4 protein-coding genes and 1 pseudogene are annotated in these 4,613 nt (G+C 67.7%); 4 read left to right on the forward strand and 1 reads right to left on the reverse strand.

Going from position 1 to position 4,613, the window contains the following annotated elements; all coding sequences use genetic code 11:
• Window positions 1–306 precede the first annotated feature (306 nt).
• Together GL263_RS22070 and GL263_RS22075 are read left to right on the forward strand one after the other, a co-directional pair.
• Window positions 307–1,140 carry a helix-turn-helix domain-containing protein gene (locus tag GL263_RS22070; RefSeq protein WP_182857490.1) on the forward strand — a complete coding sequence of 278 codons (834 nt, stop codon included), beginning with the start codon at window positions 307–309 and terminating at the stop codon, window positions 1,138–1,140.
• On the forward strand, window positions 1,137–1,346 hold the full coding sequence (locus tag GL263_RS22075; RefSeq protein WP_182857491.1) for a DUF397 domain-containing protein: 210 nt from the start codon (window positions 1,137–1,139) through the stop codon (window positions 1,344–1,346). Before GL263_RS22070 ends, GL263_RS22075 begins: the two co-directional genes overlap by 4 nt.
• Before the next feature lie 34 nt (window positions 1,347–1,380).
• Here GL263_RS22075 and GL263_RS22080 read toward each other — a convergent pair whose 3' ends face one another.
• Window positions 1,381–2,571, reverse strand: coding sequence for a methyltransferase domain-containing protein (locus tag GL263_RS22080; protein ID WP_323379519.1), 1,191 nt, complete (start codon window positions 2,569–2,571; stop codon window positions 1,381–1,383).
• A 344-nt stretch (window positions 2,572–2,915) separates the two neighbouring features.
• Here GL263_RS22080 and GL263_RS22085 point away from each other — a divergent pair.
• Window positions 2,916–3,397, forward strand: a pseudogene (locus GL263_RS22085) (GNAT family N-acetyltransferase).
• Window positions 3,398–3,499: 102 nt separating this feature from the next.
• Window positions 3,500–3,889, forward strand: coding sequence for a VOC family protein (locus GL263_RS22090; RefSeq protein ID WP_182857492.1), 390 nt, complete (start codon window positions 3,500–3,502; stop codon window positions 3,887–3,889).
• Window positions 3,890–4,613 lie beyond the last annotated feature (724 nt).

Below are 4,613 nucleotides of genomic sequence, written 5' to 3' on the forward strand. Positions count from 1 at the left end.
GCGAAGATGATCGGCCCCGGCTCGCCACCGGTGAGCCGCCCCAACTGGACGGCCGCGTTCCGCCCGTACTCCCCACCGACCCGCACGGCGTCGAAGTAGATCCCCGCCAACCGGAGTTGGTACCCGTGCAGCGGCACCCACGGCAGCCCGGGCGCATGATTCTCGAAGTTCATGCCTCCACTGTCAGTGCTGACGCCTACCGTGTGTAGCGATACCAACGCGACGGGCGATTCCCTCAACCCCCGTCGAACGACCGTTGAGGCCCCTTGAGGCCCGTTGAACCGGCTTGAGGAGGGTGCAACACCGATGACCCGGGCGAACAGATCCGCCTCCCCCACGTTCCAGTACTGCGCCGAGATGGTCCGCAAGCTACGCGAGGCCAGAGGCTGGTCACAGGAAGAGCTCGGCCGCCGAGCCGGCTACACCGGCGCCGCCATCAGCGCCCTGGAGACCCTGAAGCAACCCCCGACAGAGGTCATGCTCGCCAAGCTGGACGAAGCCTTCTTCGGCTCCCCGAGCATCTTCACGATCGCCGGCAAGTTCCTCGCCCTCGACCACCTACCGTCCTTCTTCAAGGACTACGCCCTGATCGAACAGGGGGCGCTGAGCATCGCCGCGTACCAGACGGTGGTGATCGACGCCCTCTTCCAGACAGAGGCGTACGCGCGAGCCCTGATCAGCGGCGGCTACCCGATCTTCACGGATGAGGAGAGGGAGGCGCACGTCCATGCCCGCATGGCCCGCACGGCTCTACTCGACCGCCAAGACCCGATTCCACACCTCGAACTCGTACTCGAGGAATCGACGTTGCGGCGACAGTTCGGCAGCCGCGAGACGATGCGGGACCAGATGCTCCACCTCGTCAAGCTGTCGAAGCGACCTCACATCACGGTCCACGTCCTACCCCTCCTACAGGGGGCAGCAGGTGAGCACGCAGGCGTGGACGGTCCCATGAAGATCGTCGAACGGCCGGACCACTCCCGCGCTGTCTACCTCGAAGTGCAAGGGCGCGGGCTGCTGTTGACGAGGCCAGAAGAAGTCTCCGAGCTGTCACGGCGCTATGCGATGATCCGATCACACGCGCTGAGCCGGTACGAATCGCGAAGAGTCCTCGAACAAGCAGTAGGAGACTGGCAATGAAGACAGCCAACAACGCGTCGGGTGACCGCCGACACGAGGCCGCGCTTCACTGGCGCAAGTCCAGCTACAGCGGGACGGGCACAGAGTGCGTGGAGTTCGCCCCCACCCGACACACGGTCCACGTCCGCGACTCGAAGGCCACTGACGGTCCAATACTCCGCTTCACGCCCACCGCCTGGACGACATTCCTCACAGCGACCGTCTGAGGAGCCGAGCGGCGGCCCTCGTGCCGCCCTCACCTCACACCTGCCAGGCCTTGGCAGGGTCGTCGAGCCACGCGTGCGTACCGGTCGGCAAGACCGTCAGGCCGAAGCGCGTGTGGTCCGGCCTGCCGTGAGCCACCCACCAGCGGTAGGCGCTTTCCACCTCGTCCCACAGCCGCCGGGGGCCTGCCTGGTGCACTCTCGCCTCCGACCGGCTCTCTCGGAAGTCGACAACCGCCCATGAGCGGTCGGTCAGTCCGTAGAACCACACCGCCCGCCGCCCGTCCCGTCGCTGGTCCGGGGTGTGTACCACGTCCCGCAGCCGCAGCCCGAGTGCGAAGCCGACGGCGGCGTCAAAGCCACCGCCACCGAGCAGTTCGGCTTCGGTCACCGTGGTCGTGGAACGCTCCGCCACTTCCGACGCGGCCGCCGTGACGTACTCCCCGTGCGGTGGCCGAACCAGCCGTTGGGACCGCATGCGCATGAACGCGACCGGGCGGGTGAACGGCCCCGTGGCACTCCGGCCGTCCTCGTCCACAACCAGCCGTACGGTCGCCTCACCCGGCCCGTAGTACGTCCCCCAAGGCGAAAGGACCACTCCGCCCGGTTTTGTCTGTTCCACCCAGGCGAACGGAATCCTCCTGACCCCGCACGTCACAACGACACGGTCGTAGGGAGCCAGCTCCGCATGGCCGAGAGCGCCGTCCCCACTCACCACCGTCACCGGAAACCCACAACGCTTCAGCGCTTCCCGCGCCTCGCTCGCGACCACGTCGTCAACCTCTACGCTCGCGACGTTGTCCGCGCCGAGACGATGCGCCAGGAGCGCGGCGTTCCATCCCGTCCCCGTACCGATCTCCAGCACTCGTTGCCCCGGGCGGGCATCGAGGTCGGCCAGCATGGCGAGAACCAGACTCGGCATGGACGACGAGGAGCTGAACGACCGCCCCGGCTCCCCGCCCTCATGTGCCCCGTCGTCCCACTGCGTCACGATGGGACAGTCGCTGTCGGCGTACCGCTGCCACTCCTCAGGGGCGTCCTTACGCCTGACGGCCTCGCACCGCCCGGTGGCCATGTCGTGCGGCCACATCAGATCCGGCAGGAACGCCGAACGCGGCACCGCTGCAAAGGCAGCCGCCCATTCCGCCGTCATCGCCCCGGTACCGAGCAGGTAGCGGCCCAAGTCTTCGTGTGCCGCCCGCGTGGCGCTCTCGACCGAATCGGTCACTTGCGGTGCGTCCCGTCACCGGGCGGCGTCGAACCGTCCGGGTACGGCTCGTCGGTAGGCGTCCACGGCTGACCGGGCAGGCCGTCATCCTCCTCGTCGTCCTTCCCGTGCTGCCCACCCCACTGAACAGACTGACTGCCGCTCACTAAGCCCCCCTTGGCTTGTGCTACTCCGTCAGACCGTCTATGCCCAAGCATCCACCTGAACCCACTCACTCGATCGTGGCAAGCTGATGCGCCGCGACCCACCTGCCAGCCGACACACAGAACGGATTCGCCGTGAGCCGTCACCTCTCATCCTCTGAGGAGCGTCGCGGGACAACCGGTCCCGGCCCTGCCGGGGGTGTGGCGCCAAGGGTCGCGGGAGAGGAGGACCTGGGCGGGATACTCACGCTCGCGGGGCAGGTGGAGCACTGGTTCGGGCCGATGGTCGAGGAGCCCGGCTTCCATGAAGCCGTCCGCACGCACCTGCGCGCCGGTACGGCGCTGATCGCCGACGGCACGACGGCGGACACCCCGCTCGGGGCGCTTCTCTTCGACGCCTCGCCGCCGGCCTACCACGTCGACTGGCTGGTCGTCTCGGAGGAGGCACGCGGCCAGGGCGTGGGCCGCGCACTGCTGGAGGACGCGTACACGCGCTTCGTGCACGCACCCGGCACGGTCGAGGTGGTGACGTTCGGCGCCGACCACCCCGGCGCGCCAGCAACGCCCGCATCTTCTACGAACGCCTCGGCTTCATCCCGGCCGAACCCACGACCCCCGGCCCAGAAGGCGGCCCCCACCAGCTCTACCGGCGACCTGTGTCCCCCACACAGGGTGTCCGCTAGCCAACATCCACACCGCGCGGCTACAGTCCGTCAGGACATCGCGTGTTGGTCACCGTCTGGGTGAGGCATGGAGGTGTCGGGACATGCCTTCGGAGGCATCCCTTGGCAGTTGAGTTGAACCACACGATCGTCCACTCCCGGGACAAGCGAGAATCCGCCGAGTTCTTCACGGAGCTGCTCGGCCTTGAGATCGCCGGGGAATCCGGTCCCTTTTTCGCCGTCGAACTAAGTAACGGCGTGACGTTGGACTTCGCGACGATCCCGGCGGACAAGATCAGTCCGCAGCACTACGCGTTCCTGGTCTCCGAGGAGGAGTTCGACGCCGCGTACGCGCGCATCAGGGCGCGCGGCATCGAGCACTACGCGGACCCGGGCAGGACGCAGCCGAACGCGATCAACCACAACGACGGCGGTCGCGGCGTCTACTTCCTCGACCCGTCGGGCCACTACATGGAGCTCCTCACCGTCCCCTACGGCGGCTGGCCGGCGTAAGCGTTCGTCGCTGTAGTGGGTGGCCGCCCCCGAGTGCTCCTGGCCTCCACGCCGTGTCATGTTTCTCGCCCGACGCAGGGCCACGCAGTGCCGCGCTGTCGGCATGGCTGATCCACTGCTTCTCACTGCCGCGGTCCAGCAGCAGGTGCTTGGCTCCTCCGAGTGCGTGACGGTGTCGGGGCGCGCGACGTGAGGGTGGTTGATCAGCCTACGTCGCGGAGGCGGACGAGCTGGGCAACGGCCTGCCGCCGTCGTCCTGCTGGTACCTCGGCGAGCAGCGGTGGATCGACTCGGTAGCCCCGCCCGTACTCGGGATGAGCAACACGACCACTACAACGCTCTCGCACCGTAGTGCCCACTCGGAGGCGACGTAGGTGACCACGACGTCAACTGCTTCCTGGCGCACAGATCGCCGTGGAGCACCGCGCACCGGGAAGCCGACGGCTGACACAGCGGCGGCGGCCTGAGAGGGAAGGCCCCTGGCCATGCCGGCCGTTGCGGGATTGCAGCACGACCTGGTCGGGGTCGTAGACGAGGGCCACACGCCACACGAGCTACGGGCTACGGGCTACGGGCTACGGGCTACGGGCTACGAGCTACTGAGGTTGAACTCGTGGAGTCGTAGGGGCTGACGGCTCGTCGCCTGTGCGGTATCACCGGGGCATGCGGTATCCACAAGGGGGCGGGCTGACTGCCGAACGGCAGCAGTTCCGCGAGGAGTTAC

The sequence above is a fragment of the Streptomyces durbertensis genome (assembly GCF_014156695.1).
GTDB classification, from domain to species: Bacteria; Actinomycetota; Actinomycetes; order Streptomycetales; family Streptomycetaceae; genus Streptomyces; species Streptomyces durbertensis.

Excerpts from the sequence above, each read along its gene's own strand:
- GL263_RS22070 (WP_182857490.1), top strand. The coding sequence starts at position 307 with ATGACCCGGGCGAACAGATCCGCCTCCCCCACGTTCCAGTACTGCGCC.
- GL263_RS22075 (WP_182857491.1), top strand. The coding sequence starts at position 1,137 with ATGAAGACAGCCAACAACGCGTCGGGTGACCGCCGACACGAGGCCGCG.